Source organism: Agrobacterium sp. LMR679, assembly GCF_027157905.1.
GTDB classification, from domain to species: Bacteria; Pseudomonadota; Alphaproteobacteria; order Rhizobiales; family Rhizobiaceae; genus Agrobacterium; species Agrobacterium leguminum.
Window position 1 is genome coordinate 1,378,876 of sequence record NZ_JAPVOJ010000002.1, and the last position, 22,988, is coordinate 1,401,863.

Below are 22,988 nucleotides of genomic sequence, written 5' to 3' on the forward strand. Positions count from 1 at the left end.
ACAATAAGGGCGGGCGAAAGTGACGGGCCGCAGCGATCTGCGGCCCGTTTTACCGCTTATTTGAAGACGGCGTTGGGATTGTCGAGGCTGTCGGAGCCTTCAAGCTCGATCTTGCCGAGATCGAGCGCCGCGATGACGCGTTCGACGGTCTTCGTCTGGTCGAGAAGGCCGTCGATGGCCGTCTGAACCACGGCGTTTCCTTCCTTGTTGCCTTCGCCGATCATCTGGTCATAGGCCTCGACGGTCTGCGCGCGCTTTTCCATGGCATGCATGGCGTCGAGCGTCTTGTTCAGCTTCGCCAGCATCTCGTCGTTCAGCGCCTTGTCCTTGGCGCCGACCAGTTCCGACAGCGAGGCGCCCGTCATCTTCGTTCCGTCCACACGGGTATAGTCGCCGGTATAGGCCGAGGCGATGCCGATCGCGTCGTAAAGATGCGAATTGTAGGTGTTGTCGGAGAAGCAATCATGCTCCTCTTCCGGATCGTGCAGCAGAAGGCCGAGCTTCATGCGTTCGCCCGCCAGCTCGCCATAGGAGAGCGAACCCATGCCGGTGAGAATGGCGGTCAGGCCCGCTTTCGGATCGGCTTCCACCGTTTTCGTGGCTTCGCCTTCCGGCGCCCAGGCATCCACCATCTCCTGAAGATCCTTGATCAGCAGGGTCGAGGCGGATTTCAGGTAGTCGGCGCGGCGGTCGCAATTGCCGTTCGTGCATTTCGCCTTGTCGTAATCGGTGTAGGGGCGGTTGCCGGCGCCCGGTCCGGTGCCGTTCAGATCCTGACCCCAGAGCAGGAATTCGATGGCGTGGTAACCGGTCGTCACATTGGCTTCGACATCGCCCGCCTCGTGCAGGCTTTCGATCAGCTCGGGGGTGATCTTGGAGGCGTCGACCTCTTCACCGCTGATCTTGATCTTCGGATTGGCGATGATGTTGGCAACGTAAAGCTCGTTCTCGTCGCTTTCCGTGCCATAAGAACCGTCGACATAGTCGATCAGGCCTTCATCCAGCGGCCAGGCATTCACCTTGCCTTCCCAATCGTCGACGATCGGGTTGCCGAAACGATAGACTTCCGACTGCTGATAGGGAACGCGGGCCTTGATCCATGCTTCCCGGGCGGCCTTCAGGGTTTCTTCGCTCGGCGTTGCGATCAGCGCATCGATGGCCTTGTCCAGCGCCTTCGCCGTGGTCAGCGAATCCTCATATTTCGCATGCGCGACATCGGCATAATGCTTGACGACGGCGGCCGCGTCGGTGGCGGCCCGGGCGGGAAGCGCGGTGAAAGCCGCAGAAGCGGCAAGAAGCGCAAAAGAAGCGCTGAGAATGGTTTTGCGGATCATGATCCCTCTCCTTCGGCAGGCGCGAAATGACTTCGCGCCGCGGCAAGCGAGTTCTGACCCAATCACAAACTTGTGTCAAACATTCTAGTTTAGAATTCTTTGAAACAAGACCTGGTGTTGTTTTCCAAGTAAAATCAGTGCTTGCAAAGACGGTGTTATGCTTTGCGTTTCATCAAGCAGAAGAAGAAGCCATCCGTATCTGTGGTTGCAGGCGTCAGCGTCACTGTCTTGCCGTCGGAAGAATGCGGTTTATTTGCGTTGCCGCCGAAAGTCGTCTGCCAGCGTTCCAGTGCGGAGCCGATGGAAAATTCCGGATTTTCCGCGCAGAAACGCCTTACCTGCTGTTCGTTTTCTTCAGGCAAAACCGAACAGGTGACATAAAGCAGCTCTCCGCCCGGGCGTACGAACCCCTTGGCCTGCGAAAGCGCCTCGCCCTGCTGCTGCACGCGCTCTTCCAGATTGCGGGCCGTCAGCCGCCATTTGGTGTCGGGCCGGCGACGCCATGTCCCGGTGCCGGTGCAGGGCGCGTCCACCAGAACGCGGTCGAATTTTTCCTGGAACGGCGTCAGGCCGGAGGCGCGGTCGTGTACCTGCACATTGCGCGTGCCGGCCCGCTTCAGCCGTTCGATGATCGGCGCAAGGCGCTTGCGGTCAGCGTCAAAGGCGTGGACCTGGCCCTTATTGTTCATGCTGGCCGCCATGGCCAGCGTCTTGCCGCCGCCGCCCGCGCAATAATCGAGGATCTGTTCGCCTTCATGCGCACCGGCAAGATCGGCAACGATCTGCGAGCCCTCGTCCTGTACTTCAAACCAGCCCTTCTGGAAGGACAGTTCGGCGGTGACGTTCGGCAGGCGGGAAGGGCCTTCGCCGGCGGGAATGCGCACGCCCTGCCGGGCGATATGCGTGGCTTCCGCACCGCTCTCCTCCAGAGCCTTCAGCACCTTGTCACGCGTCGCTTTCAAGGTGTTGGCTCGCAGATCAAGCGTGGGCCGCTCGTTCAGCGCCTGCGCCTCGGCAAGCCAGCGCTCTCCAAAGGCGGTTTCGAAGGAGGATTGCACCCATTCGGGTATGTCGCCCTGAATATGGGCCGGTGCCTCACCGAGGGAACGGGACAGAAAGGCCTGCTGCCTTTGTTCATCCGGTGCGGCGGGGGCGAATTTGTCGCCGTCGAATTCCGCCGAAAGATCCGAAAAGCTCTTGCCCCATTGACGCAGCAGCACGGCATAACCAAGCGAGGCGGCGCTGTCGTCATCCATCAGCCAGGCGTGCGACAGTTTCATGCGCAGCGCGTCATAGACAATGTTGCCGATTGCGGCCCTGTCGCCGGAACCGGCGAAACGATGGGCAAGGCCCCAATCTTTCAGAGCATCGGCGACGGGACGCCTGCGTCCCTCAATATCCGCCAATACTTCGATTGCTCCGGCCAAACGCCCGCCTAAACGCATTGTCTACCTCGTTCTTGTGCTAAGCCCGGTTGGTAGACGCGAATGGCGGCGAGGGCAAGGCTCAATCGGCCTTGACGACCTCGTAGCAGACCTTGGCGGTGCCGGAGTTGATCATGCCGATGTTCTTGGCGGCTGCCTTGGAAAGATCGAGAACGCGGCCCTTGATGAACGGCCCACGGTCATTGATGCGCACCACAACGGCCTTGCCATTGCGCGCATTGGTCACCTTGACCTTGGTGCCGAACCGCAGCGAGCGGTGGGCGGCGGTCAGGTTGGCGGCGTTCATGCGCTCGCCCGAAGCAGTCTTGGAGGTCAACGCATACCACGATGCGCCTCCACAACCATTTGCCGCACTCGCCTGAAGAGGCGCAATGATGGAACAGGCGGCGATAGTTGCAGCGGTGAAAGTTATACGACGGATATTCAACAAACTGTGCTTCCCTGAAAATCGGCCCCGCGCCGATTGATTGTGCCCTTGCTAAACGGCCATGAACTGGCCTGAACGCCTTTTGATGCGAGATTGTAGGGCGAGGGAAAAATGGCGAAAAAAGCTGACCTCAAATCACGAACTGTTACAGTCTGTAATATTCGTGATCGTTAGCCGGAAAGCTGTCGGCAGGGCATCCCGGCCAGAAGCTGGAAAAAATAACGCAGAATCAATGGATAACGGAAATGCTGTTGCGGGTCACGGCTTCGTGAATCCAGTTCACGAAATGTGAGTGAAATATTTTTCTAATGACTACGATTTTAGTGATTTCTGGATGGTTAATAAAATCCTAATTGGCTGAAATAAGACGAAAACCATCCGCAAAAGCGGGATTGGAAGGATTTTTCATCGCTTTTCAGGGTGGGATTTTTCAGCCTCGCCAGAGGCCGTTTTGCCACAATTGTCTGAGGGAGAACCTGTACTCCGGAAAGCGGAAATCGAAGCCGAGATCGCGTATTCTGGCGTTGGAAACGCGCTTGTTCTCGCCATAAAAAGAGCGCGCCATCGGCGTCAGATCGGCGGTCTCGAAGGCCTGCTCGGGTGGCGGTTCCACCCCCATCAGCGCTGCTGCGAAGCTCACCACATCCTGCGGCGGGCAGGGCTCGTTGTCGGTCACGTTGAAGATGCCGCGTTCGTTTTTCCGTGCCAGAAAGGCAAGTGCGGCACCGATATCCTCGACCCGGATGCGATTGAACACCTGGTCTTTCTTCACCAGCCGCCGCGCCGTTCCCTTCTCGAAATTCATGAAGGCATTGCGTCCGGGGCCGTAAATTCCGGAAAGGCGCAGGATGGAAAGCGGCGCATCCGCCTTTTCCGCTGCCGCAGTCCAGGCGGTTTCCGCAGCCACCCGTTCCACGGATCGCGCGGAGACCGGGCGGCAGGGCGTTGTCTCGTCCACCCAGGCGCCGCCATGGTCGCCATAAACGCCGACGGTGGAAAGATAAGCGACCCATTTCAGATTGGGCATGAGCTTTTTCAGATCGCCACCCAGAAGCGCAAGCAGCGGATCGCCATCCTTGCCCGGTGCGACGGATTGTACAAGATGCGTGACATTGCCCATTGCGGCGACGAGCGCGTCATTGAGCTGAACGCCGTCGAAGAGCAACGGCGTCATGCCTGCGGCGATGAGGTTTGGAAACTTGTCCTGGCTGCGTGTGGTGCCGGAAACGCTTGCCGCTTCGGTTCTCAGCGCGTTAGCGATGGCTTTTCCCGAATATCCCGCGCCGAAAATCATCACATGCATGCGTCACGCCTCTGCCAGTTGCCATTCCATTTCCGCCTCCGGATCAGGCTCCGGCGCGCGACCGGCAGAGTATGTACGGAATTCGTCCCTGTCCATAAGCCGTGACAAAGCCCATGCGGCCATGCCGCGTACTTCGGGCGAAGGGTCGGTTTCGGCAAGTGCTTTGCATTGTTCCACGAATTGCCGGTCTGCGGAGTTGCCCGCCGCGATCAGCACGTTGCGGATGAAGCGATTGCGGCCGATGCGCTTGACGGGCGAGCCGCTGAAAAAACCGCGAAAGGCGGCGTCATCGAGCGTGAGCAGGAAGGCGATGGAAGGTTCCTTCAGATCCTCGCGCGCCTGCAATTTCATCTCGGAGGCGCTGGCCGCGAACTTGTTCCATGGACAGGCGGCAAGGCAGTCGTCGCAGCCATAGATACGATTGCCGATCATCGGCCGGAATTCGTGCGGGATCGGCCCCTTGTGCTCGATGGTGAGATAGGAAATGCAGCGGCGCGCATCCAGTTGATAGGGAGCGGGGAAGGCGGCCGTCGGACAGGCATCGAGACAGGCGCGGCAGGAGCCGCAATGGTCCCTCTCAGCCTCGTCAAGACAGAGTTCGGCCGTGGTGAACATGCTGCCGAGAAACAGCCACGAACCGTGGGTGCGGCTGACGAGGTTGGTGTGCTTGCCCTGCCAGCCGAGACCGGCGGCGGCGGCAAGCGGTTTTTCCATTACGGGTGCGGTATCGACAAAGACCTTTACATCCTCGCCGGCGCGCGCGGCAAAACGGGTGGCGATTTCCTTCAGCCGCCCCTTGATGATGTCGTGATAATCGCGATTGCGGGCATAGACCGAAATGGCGGCCTTGTCGGGTTTGGAAAGCAGGCCGCGTGGGTCTTCCTCGGGGCCGTAGTTCAGCCCGAACATGACGATGGAGCGCACGTCTCCCCACAGCGTTTTCGGCTCTGCCCGGCGGGCTTCCGTTTCTTCCATCCACGCCATCGTGCCGTGATAGCCATTGTCGAGAAACTGTCTCAGCCGTTCGGGTGCGAGCGGAATGCTGTCCGGCGCCGTGATGCGGCAGAGATCGAAGCCAAGCGAAAGCGCTTCCTGACGAACGAAGTCCGTCAGTTTACGCGCGCGTATTCGCTGCTTTTCGCTCGCGACGTCGATGGTCGTCTCTCCTGCGGGTTATTCTGCGGCATATATAATGCATGTCGCCCGAAAGTGCGCAGCGATTTCCGGACAACGACATGCTTTAGATACAGCCGCACGCCACAGCAAATAACCGGGAGGCCAGACCTTAAAAGTCCAGATCGGCGTAGTGGGAGGAAGGGGCAAGGCGCGGAATGCGTTCGCTGAGGAACGGCCGGAAGGAAGGCCGGGATTTCACCCGCTGATACCATTCCTTGGCAATCGGCGCTTCGAGCCAGTTGATCTCACCGAGATAATCCAGCACCGAGACCGCGGCAGCCGCGGCAAGATCGGCATAACTCAACCGGTCACCGGCGAGCCAGGTGCGTGAACCGGCCAGCCATTCCAGATATTTGATGTGCTGGCGAATATTGTTGCGCGCGGTGCGCAGCAGCTTGGAATCCGGCGGTCCGCCACCCTGCGCTGCCGTCATCTGCAATTTATAGACCCGTTCCCGCACCAGCGGCCGGGTCACGTCGTTTTCCATCTTCTGCAGAAACCATTCCGTCAGGCGGCGAATTTCCGCACGCTGAAACGGGTCTTCGGCAAGAAGCCGACGGTCGCGCTTCAGAACCCCGTGCGTTTCGTCAAGAAATTCCGCAAGCACATAGGGCCCGCTCAGCGAGCGCATATTGTCGTCCAGATAGACCGGCAGGGTGCCGGCCGGATTGAGCGCCAGAAACTCCCGCCGTCTTTCCCACGGCTGCTCCTCCACGAGATCGGTCTGGAACCCGTATTCCGCGAGGATCAGACGAACGAACCGGGATGCGGTCGACATCGGAGAGTGATAGAGAGTTGGCATCGGTACTCAATTTTTACGATTGGTTGTCATGATCGGCATTTGCCGAAAAACTTTTTCAGTTTCGCTTCATCAAGACGCTATAAGAGCTTGGCTACTTTAAAACAAGTTTAACGCAATTGCCTTCCATTGCCACTTTCCCCCTGAAAAGAAGGATACCTCATGGGTGACCAATCGATCATCAGCGCGCTTCTGCTGGGCATTATCGAGGGTCTGACGGAGTTCATTCCCGTCTCCTCAACGGCGCACGTGCTGCTGGCCGGGCATTTCCTCGGCTTCAAATCACCCGGCAACACCTTTGCCGTTCTTATTCAGCTTGGTGCGATCCTTGCGATCCTTCTTGTTTATTTTCAAAAGCTTGTGTCGATTGCGCTCGCTCTGCCGACAAGCGCGAAAGCGCGCCGCTTCGTGCTGGCCGTCGCTCTCGCTTTCCTGCCGGCGGCGATAATCGGAGCTTTGGCGCATGACTTCATCAAGACCGTGCTGTTTGAAACGCCGATGCTCATCTGTGTGGTGCTGATCATCGGCGGCGTCATTCTGCTCGGCGTCGACCGCATGCCGCTGAAGCCGAAATATACCGACATCATGGACTATCCGCCGTCGCTTGCCTTCAAGATCGGCCTGTTCCAATGCCTTGCGATGATTCCCGGCACGTCGCGGTCCGGCGCCACAATCGTCGGGTCGTTGCTGATGGGAACGGACAAGCGCTCCGCCGCTGAATTTTCGTTCTTCCTGGCGATGCCGACAATGCTGGGTGCTTTCACGCTCGATCTTTACAAGAACCGCGATGCGCTGAGCTTCGATGACGGTGCACTGATCGCCGTGGGTTTCATCGCCGCTTTTGTCTCGGGCCTCTTCGTCGTTCGCTCCCTGCTGGATTTCGTATCGCGGCGGGGCTTTGCACCCTTCGCCTGGTGGCGCATCGCCATCGGTTCGCTGGGACTGGTGGCACTTCTGGTTCTGGGTTGAACCAGGGGCGGGAATAATCTCCGTTCGCGACGAACGAACAGAAAAAGAAAAAGCGCCCCCGGAGAACCGGCGGCGCTTTTTCTTTGAAACTTTTAAAGGCCGATCAGTTGGTGCTGATCGAAGCCGTTGCGCAGGGGTCGACGCCATAGGCGGGAGCGCAACCGCTCTTACCCGCTGCAACCGTTCCCGGCGCCATGAAAGAACCCGCCAGAACCACCAAAGCCGCACACGCAAAAAAGAGTGCGATAGATCTGCCCATTTTATGATTGCCTTTCAGACGTTCGTTCGCGCGGATCATGCCGCCGTGTGTGAATTGAGTGGTCGGGATATGTTTGGAATGTGGCGAATATCAATAAAGCAGCTTGTTGAATACCGGGTTAATACGAAGTCTTTTCCACAGTTGCGCTTGTGCCACGCTTGCCTGTGGAGGCCGGACCACCGTTAACTTTTACCCGGCTTTGCAAAACAGCCCTGGTTCATTCAACACCTCCCCTGCAGTTGAGGGGAAAATGCACGAATAGCGGTTTGGTTGCGATTGAATTGCGCAAAAACAAAAAGCGGGAATGGCTCCCGCTTTGTTTGTGTTCGATGAGGCTGAAGGTGGGCTTCAGGCCGCTTTTCCGGCATTGGAGAACTGGCCGTGCGGGCGGTATTGCACCATATAGGAAGGCAGAATGGACGCAACGCGAACGGGAGTGATGCCGATGCCTTCCAGCGTCAGGCCGTTCTTTTCCGCGTCAGTGGAAACGACATTGTCCTTTTTCAGCATGGTCACCTGATCGGGCGTCAGCGGCGGCGCAATCAGCGGCACCATTGAAGCGATCTTGCCAATCATGGACGCGACGCCGAAGGGCAGGTTGACGAAGGGACGCTCCCTGTAGGTCGCGGCAAGAACCGCCTCGAGACAGTCACGGAATGTCATGACATCCTGACCGCCGAGTTCATAGATCGCGCCGGGCTTCAGCTTGCCATCGACGCCAAGGGCGACGGCTTCCGCGACATCCTCTACATAGACCGGCTGGAACCTGGTTTTCCCGCCACCGATCAGCGGCAGGAACGGCATGCTGCGGGCCATCTTTGCGAACTTGTTGAAGAAATCGTCTTCCGGTCCAAAAATGATCGACGGGCGCAGGATCACGGCGCCAGGCAGAATGGAATGGATGGCGGCCTCGGCGCGGCCCTTGGTGCGGCCATAACCGGTCGGCGAACCGGCATCCGAGCCGATGGCGGAGATATGCGTCAGCGTGGCGCCGGCATCGCGGGCCGCCTCGGCAATGGCTTTCGCACCGAATTCCTGTACGGCGTCAAAGGTGTTGCGGCCGCTTTCGGTCAGAATGCCGACGCAATTGACCACATGGTCGGCGTCTTCCACGGCTTTGACGATGGAATCGCGATAACGCAGGTTCGCCTGGGCGAAGGAAATCTGGCCGACATTGCCGAGCGGCTGCAGGAAACCGGCGAGATCCGGGCGGCGAACGGCGACGCGGATGCGGTAACCGCGCTTCGCAAGTATCCGCACGACATGCCGCCCGACAAAACCCGAACCGCCGAAAACGGTGACGAGGGGTGGAAGGTTGGCCAAGGTCATGGGAGGCTCCTCAGAAGCTGTCGATAAAGCGTTTTTCAGTCTCTTAGCCCAAAGCCGCGCGCGCGTGAAGAGATGTTGTCGCGAGGCTGGAAGACGGTTTGGGAAATGCGGTTGACGGACGTCAAATTCCTTCGACGATCATCATCTCCGCATCCGCGACTTCCTGGCGGATTTTGGCCGCGGCCTGATATTCGGGAGAATTATAACAGTCGATGGCGTGCTGCACCGACGGGAACTCGATGATGACGTTGCGCGCACGCGCCTTGCCCTCCAGCTCGGTCAGCGCGCCGCCACGGGCCAGGAAATTGGCGCCGAACCGCTCGAAAGCGGGCTTAGCCGTCGTGACATAGTCCTTGTAACGCTCACTATCGCGCACATCGACGCGGGCGATCCAGTATCCCTTTGCCATTTCATCTCCTCCGATTGTCGTTACTGATTGGCCGGAAAGCTGGCGCGCAGCATGTCGTCAAGAATGGCGCGGGCCGCCGCTTTCGGGTCTTCCGCCCTGACGATCGGGCGGGCGACGACCAGATGGCTCGATCCGGCCTTGATGGCGTCGTAGGGTGTCATCACCCGCTTCTGATCGCCGAGATCCGCGCCGGCCGGGCGGATGCCAGGGGTGACGACGGCAAGGTCCGGACCGAGGATTTCGCGCACGGCGGTCGATTCTTCCGCCGAACAGACGATGCCGCCCATGCGCGCCTCGCGTGCCTGCTCCGCCCGGCGCAGCACCAGCGAACGGGCGTCAGAGGCATAACCCGCCTCGGCGAGATCGACGTCGTCCATCGAGGTCAGCACGGTGACGCCCAGCAGGCAGAGACCGGAGCCTTCGGCGGCCTTGACGGCAGCGCGCATCGCCTTGGGATAGGCATGCAGCGTCAGCATCGACATGCCCATGCGGGCGATGTTTTCGACGCCGGAGGCGACGGTGTTGTCGATGTCGAGCAGTTTCATGTCGAGAAAGACCTTCTTGCCGCTCTGGACAAGGTCGCGCGCGAATTCGAGACCGCCGGCAAAGACCAGCTGATAACCGATCTTGTAGAACAGAACCTCGTCGCCGATTTTCGACACGATGTCTTCGGCCTGCTGCACAGTCGGAACATCCAGCCCGACGATGAGTTTTTCGCGCGCGGTCATTGTCTTATCCCTGCCATGTTTCCATTGCCGTCCAGTCGCATGTGGGGGACGCGGCTGCAAGTGAAAAGTCGGCGATGGAGAAGCGAAAGAGATTGCCGCCGCCGGGCGGCTGGTCCTTGCTGCGGCTGATGCCGCGGCCTTCGATATGGCATTTCAGAAGCGTACCCACGCCACCATGGCCGACAAAGGCGATCGGCTGCTGCGGGTCGTGCCGGTCAAGAATGGCTTTGACCACCCCGACGATCCTTGTCTGAGCGTCGATTGCACGCTCCCAGCCGTGAAAACTCTCCTCGGGATGGGCGAAGAACCAGTCCGCCGCCTTTTCGAATTCCGGCGGCGGCAGGAAACCGGTGGCGGACCGATCATTTTCGTGCATCGCCTCGACGATGTCCATTTCCGCCCCGGAGGTTTCAGCCAGGATGCGGGCGGTTTCGATCGCCTTGGTCTCGGCGCTGGAAACGATGCGGCGCAATGACCGTGCCCAGGGCAGGCGGCTTGCCTCACGCGTCCGCTCGGCACCCCTGTCCGAAAGCCCCCATTCGGGAACGGGAACAGCCGGATCGATCTTGACCTGGGGGTGGGTGATGTAGAGCGCATGCATGGCAATCGGTCCTCAAGGGCGATGGAAAGGGCAAATCGACACCCTAACCATTCGTCACGACCGGGAAATGACGGGTTCCGGCACTCTGTCGAATATCAGGCCCGCATATAGGTCCACAATTGCGCCGGCGGAATATTGCGCACGATGAAATCGAAATGGCGGATGTGGTAGAGATGCGGCTGCGCGACGATGGGGGAAATCGGGCCGTAGGATATCTGCACGACGGGCCGGCCATGGGGCACGCGCTTCAGCAATTCGTCGAGAAGCTTGATACGGGCGGCCATGGGGAAATTCAGCATCGGCACGGCGGAAACGACGCTGTCGAACATCTGGCCCTTGTGTTCGCCAAGCGTCGCATCGAGATCGAAGGCGTCGCCATTGACGAAATTGACGCCCGGATAACTCCTGAGCAGCTGATTGTAGAAATCGGTCGAATATTCGATGGCGGTCAGGTTCTCCGGCTTGATGCCACGCGCCAGAATGGCCTTGGTGATGACACCCGTGCCGGGGCCGAGTTCGAGAACCGGCAGGCCGGAATGGGGATTGATGACACTCGCCATTTTTTTCGCCGTGATCGACGATGTCGGCACAATGGCCCCGACTTTTTTCGGCTGGCTGACCATGCCCTTGAAAAAGCGGATTTCTTCTTCAAATTTCTGTTCAAGCCGTTGCTTCAGGTTAAGTGCCATAGTTCCCTCAGATGCTTTTGGTCATTGTCAAAAAACTGTTACGCAATGTTGATCCCATTTGGCGCAAAAACAAGGCAAAATGTCGTAACTGGAAAAATTCACTTCCGACGTGAAACCTTCTTCGGCCGAATCAAAAAACGCCGGTGAAGCAGTTCCCCGGCGTTTTGGATGAAACCGATGAGAAATTCGCGTTTTCAAACGCGCATCGGCATCAAAACATATAACGCATCATCGCCAGCGGTGTCGCGAACGAGCGTCGGCGAGCCGGCGTCGGCCAGCAGGAAAATCGCGTCGTCGCCGGAAAGCTGCGAGGTGATGTCGAGGAGATATTTGGCGTTGAAGCCGATTTCCATCGAATCATTGTCGTAACCGACAGCCACTTCTTCCGTCGCACTTCCCGAATCCGGGTTGTTGACGGTCAGCGTCAGCTGGCCGTTGGTGAGCGCGAGCTTCACGGCGCGGCCGCGCTCGGAGGAAATGGTCGAGACGCGGTCGACAGCCTGCGCGAAGGTCTGGCAATCGACCCGCATTTCCTTGTCGTTGCCGGTCGGGATCACGCGCTGATAATCCGGGAATGTGCCGTCGATCAGCTTCGAGGTCAGGACGACCGAACCGATGGTCAGGCGGATTTTCGCATCCGAAACTTCAACCGTGACTTCCAGTTCCGGGTTGTCCATCAGCTTCTGCAACTCGCCGACGGTCTTGCGCGGAATGATGATGCCCGGCATGCCTTCGGAGCCGGAAGGCGCATCCACATCGGCGCGCGCCAGGCGGTGACCATCGGTCGCGACGGCGCGCAGCTTCAGGTCGCCATTGCTTTCGATGGTATGGAAGAAAATGCCGTTCAGGTAATAACGCGTTTCTTCGGTCGAGATCGCAAATTGCGTCCGGTCGATCAGCATCTTCAGATCGGTCGCCTTCAGTTTGAAGGTGTGGCTGAAGGTGCCGGCCGTGAGGTCGGGGAAGTCCCCTTCCGACAGGCATTGCAGCGAGAATTTCGAACGGCCGGAGGCAACCGTCATCGAGGAGCCGTCCGGATTGGTGGCCAGAAGCACTTCCGAACCGTCCGGCAGCTTGCGCACGATTTCATAAAGCAGATGCGCCGGCACGGTGGTGGCGCCTGCCTGCTCCACCATGGCCGGTGTCGCTTCGGTGATTTCGAGATCGAGGTCGGTCGCCTTCATGTCCAGATTGGCGCCGGATGCGCGCAGCAGGACGTTGGACAGGATCGGGATCGTGTTGCGACGCTCGACGACCCGGTGGACGTGGTTCAGCGATTTCAGAAGGTTCGACCGCTCAAGAGTAATACGCATGGACGCTACCGCTTTCAACCGTTGCGAACCGGCCACCGCCGGATCGGCAAGAAGAGTCTTCACCGGCCAGAAAGCCGGACAATGTGGACGGGCAAAATGGCAGAGTTATTGCAGGAAATGCAAGAGCCGAGTGCATCTGCCGCGGGTCATTTTGCTGCTATACAGCATGATCCACAGGCTGGGGGCGTCCGTGGACCTTGTTCGCCGGTTTTCTATTGCCCATAAAGAGAGGAAACCAGAGCGACCGGCCGCGAATAATCGGCCAGAATGATTGGAAGCCGTGTGACGGAAGAAATATCGAACAGCGACTTGAGAGATGCAACAAAGAGCTTCAGGATCGGCACGGCCACCATTCCGGCCCGGCCGCTGGAGCCTGCGCTTTATCTCGTGGCCACGCCCATCGGCAATCTTGGCGATATCACCATCCGCGCGCTGGAAACGCTGGCCTCGGCCGATGTTCTCGCCTGCGAGGATACCCGCGTCACCCGCATCCTGCTCGAACGTTACGGTATTCGCACCCGCCCGCTCTCTTATCATGAGCACAATGCAAACGAAGCGGGGCCGAAGCTCATTGCAGCGCTTGAGGCGGGAAAATCCGTGGCGCTGGTCTCGGATGCCGGAACGCCGCTCGTTTCCGATCCCGGTTACCGCCTCGGCCAGCTCGCGCTCGAGGCCGGGCATCGTGTCGTACCGGTGCCGGGAGCATCCGCGCCGCTCGCTGCCCTCGTGGGTTCGGGAATGCCGAGCGACGCTTTCCTGTTTGCCGGCTTCCTGCCGGTGAAGGATCGGGGCAAGCGCGACCGTTTTGCCGAACTCGCAAAAATCCCGGCCACCTTGATCTTCTTTGAATCGCCGCATCGCATCGGCGCTTCCGTCAAGGTCGCGTCCGAAGTGCTCGGCCGCGACCGCCGCGCCGTGGTCTGCCGCGAACTGACCAAGACCTTCGAGGAGTTCCGGCGCGGCACGCTGGGCGAGCTTGCGGATTATTACGATGGCGACCGTGTGGTGAAGGGTGAGATCGTGCTTCTGGTGGAGCCGCCCTCCTATGACGAGATTCCCGATATCGAGGATGTCGAGAAACTGCTGAAGGATCTCGTCGCCACCATGCCCGCCGCCAAGGCGGCAGGCGAAGCCGCAAAGCTGACGGGCCTGCCGCGCAAGGAGCTTTATCAAAGGCTGCTGGACATGAAGGAAACGGATGGCCGCTGACGGGCGAAGCAATAAAAGGCGCAAGGCCGAGCGACGCGGCCATGCCGCGGAATATTGGGCGGCTCTTTATCTGCTGCTGAAGGGATATCGCATCCTCGCCATTCGTTATCGCACCCGGCTGGGCGAAATCGATCTCATCGCCCGCAAGAAGGACCTCGTCGCCATCGTCGAGGTCAAGGCGCGAACGTCCGGCGAAGGTGCCGTGGATGCGGTCGGTTTCCATTCGCAGCAGCGTATTCGGGCCGCTGCCGATCTATGGCTCGCCCGCCGCAAGGATGCCGCGCGGTTTTCGCTGCGTTTCGATATCATCGCCGTTTTGCCGCGACGCCTGCCGCAGCATTTTATCGATGCCTTTTGAGGGGAGGGAAAAAATGTCCACCGAGCGGGAAAAAATGGCTGCGGGCGAGTGGTACAGCTGCATGGATGCTGAGCTGGATATATTGCGCTGGCGGGCACGAGGGGCAGTCCACCAGCACAATACGATGCCGCCGGATGGGCGCGGGGCAATGGCCCCCTTGCTACGGGCTCTTTTCGCTTCTGTTGGAGAAGGGGCATTTATCGAAGCGCCGTTTCATTGCGCTTACGGTTTCAACATCACGCTGGGCAAAAATGTTTATCTCAATGCCGGCTGCACCATTCTCGATTCCGCGAAAGTTACGATAGGCGACGGCGCGATGCTGGGGCCTGCGGTGCAGATCTATTGTGCGGAACACCATCTGGACCCGGTGCCGCGCGCGCAAGGCATTGAAATCGCAAAGCCCGTCACGATCGGCCGTGATGTCTGGATCGGCGGCGGAGCGATCCTTCTGGCTGGCATCACCATCGGTGACGGAGCGATTGTCGGCGCCGGTTCGGTGGTGACGCGCAATGTGCCGCCGGGGGTTACGGTGGTCGGAAATCCGGCTCGGCCCATAAAGCGCATGGCCGACTGAGATTTTCGTCAGTCGCTGTAATAAATCTGACATGGAACTGTCAAAGAGGCGTCATGGAACGTCTCTATTCGCATCCTCATCCCAATAAATGGTGGAGAGGATTTAGTAATGTTGAAGAAGATTTCCATGGCCGCAGTGGCCGTCAGCATTTCGGCGACGTCTTCCATGGCTGCTACCAACATCACCTGGTGGCACGGCATGGGCGGCCGCAATGGCGAAGTCATCAACGAAGTCGCCCAGAAGTTCAACGAAGCCCAGAAAGAATGCGCTCTGACGCCGGTTTCCAAGGGCTCCTACGAAGAAGCCCTGGCCAGCGGCATCGCTGCTTTCCGCTCCGGCGAACAGCCGAACATCCTCCAGGTTTTCGATGCTGGCGCCGCCACCATCATCAACGCCAAGGGCGCTGTCATTCCCGCCGAAGACCTCATCAACAAGGCCGGTTACAAGTTCGACCGCGACGCCTTCATCAACGGCGTGCGTTATTTCTACGCTGCCGCTGACGGCAAGTTTGTCGGCATGCCGTTCAACTCCTCCGCTCCCATCATGTACGTCAATGACGAAGCCCTGAAGAAGGCCGGCGTCGAAGCCCCGAAGACCTGGGAAGAGTTCGAGCAGGTTGCGCCGAAGCTGAAGGAAGCCGGCTACATTCCGCTCGTTCAGTCGCAGCTGACCTGGCAGTTCACGGAGAACTTCTTCTCCCGCAACAACATCCAGTTCGCCACCAACAACAACGGTTACGACAGCGTCACCGACACCAAGCTCAAGGTCACCGACCCGAACCTCGTCGTGATGTTCGACAAGCTGAAGGACTGGAAAGACAAGGGCCTGTTCGCCTATTACGGCGCCGGCTGGAACGACAACCAGAAGCCGTTTGAAGAAGGCAAGGTCGCCTTCTGGATCGGTTCCTCGGGCTCCTTCGGCGGCCTGCAGAAGACGGCGACCATGCCGTTCTCGGCAACCTTCCTTCCTTACTGGGGCTCCATCAAGGGTGCCGGCACCAACTCCTTCATCGGCGGCGCTGCGCTCTTTGCAATGTCTGGCAAGTCTGAAGCCGAAAACAAGTGCGTGGCCGACTTCTTCCAGTTCCTGACCTCGCCGGAAATCCAGGTCTTCTACCACAAGGCAACCGGTTACGTCGCCATCACCAAGGCGGCTTACGAAAAGGCCAAGGCTGAAGGCTACTACAAGGAAAAGCCGGTCGCGGAAGTCGGTATCCAGCAGCTCTCGCTGCCGGGCGGCGAATGGTCGAAGGGCTACCGCCTCGGCTTCTACCCGCAGATCCGCGCCGTCATGGAACGCGAATATAACCGCATCTTCTCCGGCGAAGTTACGCCGAAGGCTGCTTTCGAGATCATCGAGAAGGAAGGCAACGACCTGCTCGCCCGTTTCGCCAAGACGGCCGGCTGATCGTCTGTTTCGAAACCAATGACCATTGCCGAGCCTCCTTTCCCACGGAAGGGAGGCTCGCTCTCGGATAAGGAAGCGCAAGCGTGGCCTATACATCGTCTCAACCGCGCCGGTTTTTGTCCGGCTGGTCCGCAAAGGCTGGAAAGCCAGCCAAACCTGCCGACGCCGGCATGAAGCGCGTGCAGTTCTCCTCGTCCTACGTACCGTACCTGTTTCTGGCGCCGCAGCTTGCGGTGATTTTCATCTTCTTCTACTGGCCATCGGTTCAGGCCATACATTCGTCCTTCTATATCGAAGACCCGTTCGGCTTCGGCGCTTCCTTCGTCGGACTTGCCAACTATTCGGATGCGATCTTCAGCCCCGAATATCTCAGCATCGCCAAATTCACGGTTGTCTTCACCGTGATGGTCACCTTCTTTTCGCTGGCGCTCGGCCTGCTGCTCGCCGTCAAGGCCGACGCGGTCATTCGTGGCAGCTCGACATACAAGACGCTGTTGATTTCCGTCTATGCCATCGCGCCGCCGGTCGCCGGTCTCATCGGAATGATGTTTTTCGACCAGCATATCGGCCCCTTCGTCAAGATGGCCGCATTCCTCGGCTGGGACATGAAGGTCGGCCTCAATTATTTCGATACGGCCTTCGCCATGATCGTCGTCGCGGTCTGGAAGCAGATCCCTTACAACTTCATCTTCTTCCTTTCGGGTCTTCAGGGCGTGCCGGTCTCGGTGCGGGAAGCCGCCGCCATCGACTGCCGCTCGGGCTTTCGCCGGTTCTGGACGGTGATCATGCCGCTTCTGGCGCCCACGGCCTTCTTCCTGCTGATCATCAACATCACCTATGCGCTCTTCGACACATTCGGCGTCATCGACGTGATGGTGAAGGACAAGGCGGCCAACAATCCGATCACGCTGGTCTACAAGGTGTTTCTCGACGGTTTCCGCGGCAATGACATCGGTGGCTCTTCTGCCCAGTCCGTCATCCTGATGCTGGTCGTCTTCGTTCTCACCATCATCCAGTTCCGCTTCATCGAAAAGCGCATCCATTACAATTGAGGGAAAAGACCATGTACAAGACAAAACCCCTCGATCATCTGGTGCTGATCATCGGCGCGCTGTTCCTGATATTACCGGTCATCGTGGCCTTCATGACCTCCACCCACACCGCTGCGGAAATCCACCGCAGCGGTCTGACGATGGTTCCCGGTGACAATTTCATCGAGACTTATGAAAAGGTCCTGACCCAGAAGGGCGGCTTCACCGGGCAGATCACGGGTCTCAACATGGTGTTGAATTCGCTGATCCTCGGCATCGGTTTTGCCGTCGGCAAGATCGTCCTGTCGATGACGGCGGCCTATGCGATCGTCTATTTCCGCTTTCGTTTTGCGACGCTCGCCTTCTGGATCATTTTCACCACGCTGCTTCTGCCGCTCGAAGTGCGTATCATGCCCTCCTACGAGGTGATGAGCAAACTTGGCCTTCTGAACTCCTATACCGGCCTCATCGTGCCGCTTCTCGCTTCGGCGACAGGCACCTTCTATTTCCGGCAGTTTTTCAAATCCGTGCCGGAGGAGTTGCTGGAGGCTGCCCGCATTGACGGCGCAGGGCCGGTGAAGTTCTTCATCGACGTTCTCATCCCCCTGTCCCGCACCATGATGGCGGCGATCTTCATCATCATGTTCGTTTACGGCTGGAACCAGTATCTCTGGCCCATGCTGATGACGACGGATGAGGGCTTCTTCACGCTGATGCGCGGCATCAAGTCGATCCTGCAGGTCTGGGTCGGTTCGCAAATTCCCGATTACAACGAAGCTTTCGCGCTCGCCGTGCTGGCCATGCTGCCGCCGGTGCTGATCGTCGTCATTTTCCAGCGCTGGTTCATCAAGGGCCTGACCGAAAGCGATAAATAAGGAGACCGAAATGGCCGCGATAGAAATCAGTCAGGTCTGCAAGGATTATCATGGCGGCGTGCGCGCCGTGCACCACGTCGATATCGACATCAGGGACGGCGAGTTCATCGTTCTGGTCGGCCCTTCCGGATGCGGCAAATCCACGCTTCTGCGCATGGTCGCAGGGCTTGAGGATATTTCCGAAGGCACGGTGAAGATCGGTGACCGGGTGGTCAATCAGGCCGATCCGGCGGACCGGGATATCGCCATGGTGTTTCAGAACTATGCGCTTTATCCGCATATGTCGGTGCGCCAGAACCTGGAATACGGGTTGAAGAACCGCAAGACGCCGAAGACTGAGATCGATGCGCGTGTGGCCGAAGCCGCGCGTATGCTGCAGCTCGAACCCTATCTGGATCGCAAGCCGCGCGCCCTTTCCGGCGGCCAGCGGCAGCGCGTCGCCATGGGTCGCGCCATCGTGCGCAAGCCGGCGGCCTTCCTGTTCGACGAGCCTTTGTCCAATCTCGATGCCAAGCTGCGCGTTTCCATGCGCGGCGAAATCAAGCGCCTGCAAAAGCGCCTCGGCACCACCTCGATCTACGTCACCCACGATCAGCTGGAAGCCATGACGCTGGCCGATCGCCTTGTGGTGTTGAATGGCGGCCGTATCGAACAGATCGGCGCGCCGCTCGATGTCTATCACACCCCTGCCTCGACCTTCGTTGCGAGTTTCATCGGCTCTCCCGCCATGAACCTGCTGAACGCCGAATTGCATGGCGATAGCCTCGCCATCGGTCCGTCGCTCTTTGCGCTCAACGGTTTCGCACCTGCCTCCGGCCCCGTGACGGTGGGCATGCGGGCGGAAGATTTCCGCCTCGCTACGGCAGGTGAGCAGGGCTTCCCGCTTCGGGTCGACTACATCGAGGAACTGGGGTCACAGCGCCTTATCCACGGCATGATCGGCGACCAGAGCCTGACAGTTGCTTTCCCGCCGGATGTCGAGGTTCCGTCTGCGCTCTCCGTCACGATAGCGCCGGAAAAACTGCATTTCTTCTCCAGTGAAACCGGCAAGCGCATTGCCGGCAAAGCGGAGCAGCTGGCGACGCAGCCCACGCAAATGGCGACGGCCTGAGTGCTTCGCAGAAATCGGCGCGATGACTAAAATTGCGCCGATTGTCAAAACCGCTTCGTTACGATCCCGATGATAGAAGACCTCCAATATTTCACGGGGGTTTTCTAATATGTCCTTCAAAATGATGTTCGCTGCCGCGGCAACCATGGCGATCCGCACGGTGCCGATTTTGCCGGCCTATTTGCGCCGGTCAAAAGACGAGGCCGTTGTCAGTGCATCCTGCACCGATCTGCGGCTTCAGCCGGCCCCCATCAATCCGGAATGGATCATTTCCGGCAACCCCCAGGCGCGCGCGGCGGATCATTCCAGAAGCGGCGACCGTGCTTCAAGCACCGCCATGTGGGATTGCACGGCGGGCGAATTCCGCTGGTTCTTCGGCTGGGATGAAACCGTGTATATTCTCGAAGGCGAAGTGCATGTGACCGCGGAAGACGGTTCCATCAGCATCCTGCGGGTCGGCGATGTCGCCTATTTCCCTGCGGGAACATGGGCCACCTGGCGGGTGGATGATTATGTCCGAAAGGTTGCCTTCATGCGCCGTCCGTTCCCCAAGGCGCTGGCGCTTGCCTATCGCGTCAAGAACAAGCTGTTTGCCGGCCGTTCCTATAAGCTGGCGGCCTGAACCCATTAAACATTCCAGTCGGCGGGGCCTGCATGGCTCCGCCGACGGAATTGTGAAGGTTCAATAAAACTCACACGAACCACCGCTTGCAGCAGTTGCCTTTGAATGGTCGCTGCCCTACATCTTCAGGGTTTTCTGAAGCATTTCCGGGTTTCTACCGGTCCTGCAGGGAAGCTTGAAAAGGCGAGGCAATGGGCACCGCGGGCCGGCAAAGCGTCCGCATGCTGCAAGAGGAACATGCGCATGGCGAAGATCAAGAACGTCGCGATCCAGATGGATCATGTCTCCGGCATCAATATCGCCGGTGACTCCACCTTCGCCATGAGCCTTGAGGCGCAGGCGCGCGGATACCGGCTGTTCCATTATACCCCCGAGCGCCTTTCCATGCGCGATGGCAAGATTTACGCCACTGTCGAGCAGATGGAACTGCGTGACATCAAGGGCGATCATTTCTCGCTCTCCGAACCGGAGCGCGTCGATCTGTCGACCATGGATGTCATCCATCTGCGTCAGGATCCGCCATTCGATATGGCTTACATCACCTCGACCCATCTGCTGGAACGCATTCATCCGAAAACGCTGGTGGTCAACGATCCCGCCTGGGTCCGCAACTCGCCGGAAAAGATTTTCGTCACCGAATTCGCCGATCTGATGCCGAAGACGCTGATCACCAAGGACGTGGAGGAAATCGCCCGCTTCCGCAATGAAATGGGCGATATCATCCTCAAGCCGCTTTATGGCAATGGTGGCGCCGGCGTCTTCCATTCCGCGCGCGACGACCGCAATTTCTCCTCGCTGCTGGAGATGTTCGGTCAGATGTTCCGCGAGCCTTATATCGCCCAGCAATATCTTCCTGACGTCCGCAAGGGCGACAAGCGCATCCTCCTGGTAGATGGCGAGCCGGTTGGCGCAATCAACCGAGTGCCGGCGGAAAACGACGCCCGCTCCAACATGCATGCCGGCGGCCGGCCGGAACCGACGGAACTGACGGCGCGCGAGAAGGAAATCTGCCGCCGCATCGGCCCTGCCTTGCGGGAACGTGGTTTCCTTTTCGTCGGCATCGATGTGATTGGCGACTACATGACGGAAATCAACGTCACCTCGCCGACCGGCATTCGCGAAGTGCGGAAATTCGGTGGTGCGGATGTCGCAAGCCTGTTGTGGGATGCGATCGAGAAAAAGCGCGAAGCGCAGGATTTCTGAGGCGACCTTTCGCCGGTCCAGCTTTGTTCCGCGAGTACAACTAGACACAACTAAAATACATCGCCAGCGAGAAATTGTTCGCTGGATGTTCTTGTTTTATTCTTTGCCTTGTGGCAGGTTGCTTGCGGGTGGCCGCGATAGGGCATGAAGCTCTGACTAGCGCGGCCGGTTTGCGGGGGCAGGCCATGGTGGCAAGGGTCAATACGGTCGCATTTCAGGGCATAGAGGGTGTGCCCGTCGAGGTGCAGGTCATGGTCGCGCCGGGAAAGGTGGGCATCCAGATTGTCGGCCTGCCCGACAAGGCGGTGGCCGAAAGCCGCGAGCGGGTGCAGGCCGCCCTGCATGCCTCGGGTCTGGCGCTGCCGGCCAAAAAAGTCACCGTCAATCTCGCGCCTGCCGATCTGCCCAAGGAAGGATCGCATTTCGATCTTCCCATTGCGCTTGGCCTCATGGCCGCTTTGGGCGCGATACCGGCGGAAATGCTGGCACGTTATGTGGTTCTCGGCGAACTCAATCTTGATGGCACCATCGGTATGGTTTCGGGCGCCCTGCCGGCGGCGATCGGCGCCAATGCGCTTGGCAAGGGGCTGATCTGCCCGGCTGAAAGCGGGCCGGAAGCGGCCTGGGCCGGCGCCGGTATCGATATTCTCGCCCCGCGCAGTCTGATTGCGCTGGCCAACCATTTTCGCGGCACCCAGCTTCTCTCGCGCCCGACGCCCGCCATTCGCGCCAACCCGGTCAATCTGCCGGATTTAGCGGATATCAAAGGACAGGAGAGCGCCCGGCGCGCCCTGGAGGTGGCGGCCGCCGGGGGTCACAACCTGCTTATGGTCGGGCCGCCCGGCTCCGGCAAATCCATGCTCGCAGCCCGCCTGCCATCCATCCTGCCGCCACTGGAGGCGGCGGAATTGCTGGAAGTTTCGATGGTTCATTCCATCGCCGGCCAATTGTCCGGCGGCAAGCTCTCGGACCGCAGGCCGTTCCGCACCCCGCACCATTCCGCTACCATGGCGGCGCTGATCGGCGGAGGGCTTCGCGCCAAGCCGGGTGAGGCTTCGCTCGCCCATCACGGCGTTCTTTTTCTGGATGAGTTCCCGGAATTTTCGCCGCAGGTTCTGGATGCACTGCGCCAGCCGCTGGAAACGGGCGAATGCATTATTGCTCGGGCCAATCATCGCGTCAGCTATCCGGCGGAAATTCAGCTCGTTGCGGCGATGAACCCCTGCCGCTGCGGCATGGCGGGAGAGCCGGGTTTCACCTGTGCCCGAGGCCCGCGCTGTGTGACGGATTATCAGGCCCGCATTTCCGGCCCGCTGCTGGATCGTATCGATATCCGCATCGACGTTCCCGCTGTCTCCGCCGCCGATCTCATCCGCCCAGTCGCGTCAGAGCCGAGTGCGGCGGTCGCCGCCCGTGTTGCCCGGGCGCGCCTTGCGCAGCAGGAACGTTACGCTGCAGCGGGATTTGGCGCCATTCGCACCAATGCCCGCTGCACGACGACCCTGATAGAAAAATATGCCGAGCCGAATGCGTCCGGGCTGCAATTGTTGCGCGATGCAGCCGAGCGGCTGAAGTTCTCCGCGCGCGGTTATCATCGCATTCTCAAGGTTGCCCGCACCCTGGCCGATCTGGATGGCAAACAGACGGTCGGCCGCATCCATGTGGCGGAAGCCGTGTCCTATCGTATCTCAGGCGAAAGGCTGACGGCGGCAGCCTAGAGCATCCAGTAAAGTGCGAAGCGGTTGTGCGTCCGGAAATCCGTAAAAACAGGGAGATAGAGCACATCCACCGATTCCGTTTAAACCGGATATGCTCTG

The 22,988-nt window shown here is 59.3% G+C and carries 22 protein-coding genes and 2 pseudogenes; 12 read left to right on the forward strand and 12 right to left on the reverse strand.

Features of this window, described 5'->3' with window-relative positions; all coding sequences use genetic code 11:
- Positions 1-56: 56 nt before the first annotated feature.
- The 6 genes from O3W47_RS17380 to O3W47_RS17405 form a co-directional block, all read right to left on the reverse strand.
- Positions 57-1,334 (reverse strand): imelysin family protein, encoded by a 1,278-nt coding sequence (locus tag O3W47_RS17380; protein ID WP_020812392.1) that lies wholly within the window; start codon positions 1,332-1,334, stop codon positions 57-59.
- Between the two features lie 155 nt (positions 1,335-1,489).
- Entirely contained in the window at positions 1,490-2,779 is a 1,290-nt protein-coding gene (locus O3W47_RS17385) for an RsmB/NOP family class I SAM-dependent RNA methyltransferase (RefSeq protein WP_137004261.1), read from the reverse strand.
- Between the two features lie 61 nt (positions 2,780-2,840).
- Entirely contained in the window at positions 2,841-3,209 is a 369-nt protein-coding gene (locus tag O3W47_RS17390; protein WP_269314256.1) for a septal ring lytic transglycosylase RlpA family protein, read from the reverse strand.
- Between the two features lie 427 nt (positions 3,210-3,636).
- Complete coding sequence (locus O3W47_RS17395) at positions 3,637-4,509, reverse strand: SDR family oxidoreductase (protein ID WP_269314257.1); 873 nt, start codon at positions 4,507-4,509, stop codon at positions 3,637-3,639.
- A gap of 3 nt (positions 4,510-4,512) precedes the next feature.
- A complete protein-coding gene (gene queG, locus O3W47_RS17400) occupies positions 4,513-5,664 on the reverse strand; it encodes a tRNA epoxyqueuosine(34) reductase QueG (protein ID WP_137004263.1) in 1,152 nt (383 codons plus the stop codon).
- A 130-nt stretch (positions 5,665-5,794) separates the two neighbouring features.
- Positions 5,795-6,487, reverse strand: a complete 693-nt coding sequence (locus O3W47_RS17405; protein WP_003520121.1) for a glutathione S-transferase family protein — start codon at positions 6,485-6,487, stop codon at positions 5,795-5,797.
- 159 nt (positions 6,488-6,646) lie between these two features.
- On the opposite strand from O3W47_RS17405, the gene O3W47_RS17410 reads away from it, so the two are divergent.
- Entirely contained in the window at positions 6,647-7,453 is an 807-nt protein-coding gene (locus tag O3W47_RS17410; protein WP_065654605.1) for an undecaprenyl-diphosphate phosphatase, read from the forward strand.
- A 607-nt stretch (positions 7,454-8,060) separates the two neighbouring features.
- On the opposite strand, the gene O3W47_RS17415 is transcribed toward O3W47_RS17410, so the two are convergent.
- The 6 genes from O3W47_RS17415 to dnaN all read right to left on the reverse strand — a co-directional run bounded on the left by O3W47_RS17415 (position 8,061) and on the right by dnaN (position 12,781).
- A complete protein-coding gene (locus tag O3W47_RS17415) occupies positions 8,061-9,041 on the reverse strand; it encodes a complex I NDUFA9 subunit family protein (RefSeq protein WP_149742843.1) in 981 nt (326 codons plus the stop codon).
- A gap of 121 nt (positions 9,042-9,162) precedes the next feature.
- A complete protein-coding gene (locus tag O3W47_RS17420) occupies positions 9,163-9,450 on the reverse strand; it encodes a DUF1330 domain-containing protein (protein WP_065654603.1) in 288 nt (95 codons plus the stop codon).
- Positions 9,451-9,470: 20 nt separating this feature from the next.
- Positions 9,471-10,178, reverse strand: coding sequence for an orotidine-5'-phosphate decarboxylase (gene pyrF / locus O3W47_RS17425; protein ID WP_269314258.1), 708 nt, complete (start codon positions 10,176-10,178; stop codon positions 9,471-9,473).
- Positions 10,179-10,182: 4 nt separating this feature from the next.
- Positions 10,183-10,779: a histidine phosphatase family protein gene (locus O3W47_RS17430; protein WP_269314259.1), complete on the reverse strand. Its 597-nt coding sequence runs from the start codon at positions 10,777-10,779 to the stop codon at positions 10,183-10,185.
- A gap of 95 nt (positions 10,780-10,874) precedes the next feature.
- Positions 10,875-11,468, reverse strand: a complete 594-nt coding sequence (gene pmtA / locus O3W47_RS17435) for a phospholipid N-methyltransferase PmtA (RefSeq protein WP_269314260.1) — start codon at positions 11,466-11,468, stop codon at positions 10,875-10,877.
- Positions 11,469-11,662: 194 nt separating this feature from the next.
- Positions 11,663-12,781, reverse strand: coding sequence for a DNA polymerase III subunit beta (gene dnaN / locus O3W47_RS17440; RefSeq protein WP_269314261.1), 1,119 nt, complete (start codon positions 12,779-12,781; stop codon positions 11,663-11,665).
- Positions 12,782-13,048: 267 nt separating this feature from the next.
- Here dnaN and rsmI point away from each other — a divergent pair, with 267 nt between their 5' ends.
- The 11 genes and pseudogenes from rsmI to O3W47_RS17490 all read left to right on the forward strand — a co-directional run bounded on the left by rsmI (position 13,049) and on the right by O3W47_RS17490 (position 22,889).
- Positions 13,049-13,990 (forward strand): 16S rRNA (cytidine(1402)-2'-O)-methyltransferase, encoded by a 942-nt coding sequence (gene rsmI, locus O3W47_RS17445; RefSeq protein ID WP_269314262.1) that lies wholly within the window; start codon positions 13,049-13,051, stop codon positions 13,988-13,990.
- Positions 13,980-14,348 carry a YraN family protein gene (locus O3W47_RS17450; protein WP_003520112.1) on the forward strand — a complete coding sequence of 123 codons (369 nt, stop codon included), beginning with the start codon at positions 13,980-13,982 and terminating at the stop codon, positions 14,346-14,348. The genes rsmI and O3W47_RS17450 overlap by 11 nt, the downstream gene beginning before the upstream one ends.
- 34 nt (positions 14,349-14,382) lie before the next feature.
- Positions 14,383-14,523: pseudogene (locus tag O3W47_RS25380) on the forward strand (maltose acetyltransferase domain-containing protein); the annotation flags it as partial.
- 222 nt (positions 14,524-14,745) lie between these two features.
- Positions 14,746-14,910 (forward strand): annotated as a pseudogene (locus O3W47_RS25385) (DapH/DapD/GlmU-related protein); the annotation flags it as partial.
- 120 nt (positions 14,911-15,030) lie between these two features.
- Entirely contained in the window at positions 15,031-16,329 is a 1,299-nt protein-coding gene (locus O3W47_RS17460; RefSeq protein WP_269314263.1) for an extracellular solute-binding protein, read from the forward strand.
- Positions 16,330-16,412: 83 nt separating this feature from the next.
- Positions 16,413-17,381 carry an ABC transporter permease subunit gene (locus O3W47_RS17465; protein ID WP_174024117.1) on the forward strand — a complete coding sequence of 323 codons (969 nt, stop codon included), beginning with the start codon at positions 16,413-16,415 and terminating at the stop codon, positions 17,379-17,381.
- 11 nt (positions 17,382-17,392) lie between these two features.
- Positions 17,393-18,235: a sn-glycerol-3-phosphate ABC transporter permease UgpE gene (gene ugpE / locus O3W47_RS17470; RefSeq protein WP_003520108.1), complete on the forward strand. Its 843-nt coding sequence runs from the start codon at positions 17,393-17,395 to the stop codon at positions 18,233-18,235.
- Between the two features lie 10 nt (positions 18,236-18,245).
- Positions 18,246-19,346, forward strand: coding sequence for a sn-glycerol-3-phosphate import ATP-binding protein UgpC (locus tag O3W47_RS17475; RefSeq protein WP_127756756.1), 1,101 nt, complete (start codon positions 18,246-18,248; stop codon positions 19,344-19,346).
- 109 nt (positions 19,347-19,455) lie between these two features.
- Positions 19,456-19,968 carry a cupin domain-containing protein gene (locus O3W47_RS17480; RefSeq protein ID WP_080818111.1) on the forward strand — a complete coding sequence of 171 codons (513 nt, stop codon included), beginning with the start codon at positions 19,456-19,458 and terminating at the stop codon, positions 19,966-19,968.
- Positions 19,969-20,211: 243 nt separating this feature from the next.
- Positions 20,212-21,171: a glutathione synthase gene (gshB, locus tag O3W47_RS17485; RefSeq protein ID WP_003503823.1), complete on the forward strand. Its 960-nt coding sequence runs from the start codon at positions 20,212-20,214 to the stop codon at positions 21,169-21,171.
- A 185-nt stretch (positions 21,172-21,356) separates the two neighbouring features.
- On the forward strand, positions 21,357-22,889 hold the full coding sequence (locus O3W47_RS17490; protein ID WP_269314264.1) for a YifB family Mg chelatase-like AAA ATPase: 1,533 nt from the start codon (positions 21,357-21,359) through the stop codon (positions 22,887-22,889).
- The last annotated feature ends 99 nt before the right edge of the window (positions 22,890-22,988 follow it).